The 235-nt window shown below is 51.5% G+C and carries 1 protein-coding gene; it reads right to left on the bottom strand.

All coding sequences use genetic code 11. The annotated features are described in order from the left end of the window. Window positions 1-235: hypothetical protein (locus AEYBE204_RS40620; protein WP_031231736.1), on the bottom strand; the 235-nt coding region annotated here is incomplete at both ends.

Below are 235 nucleotides of genomic sequence, written 5' to 3'. Positions count from 1 at the left end.
ATTGTTAACCCATGCCTGACTGGCGAACTCGCCCATTTTCCCACTAATGATGCCGCCTGTTTGGGTGTTAAACTGCCAAACGTTTTCCACACCGTCGCCAATGGCCTGAATAATAGGGTGAGCATGCATATTCTCACCCGGCATCAAATAGCCGTAGCTCACTGCAGTAGGCCAGCCCTTGCCCTTGCGGGTTGATTTCCCTTTCACCAGTGGCACATAAATCGCACCGCTATTC

Source organism: Asticcacaulis sp. YBE204 (assembly GCF_000495855.1).
In the GTDB taxonomy this organism is placed as follows: domain Bacteria; phylum Pseudomonadota; class Alphaproteobacteria; order Caulobacterales; family Caulobacteraceae; genus Asticcacaulis.
Note: the sequence above shows the minus strand (reverse complement) of the source record. Positions and strands in the feature narration are given on the sequence as shown.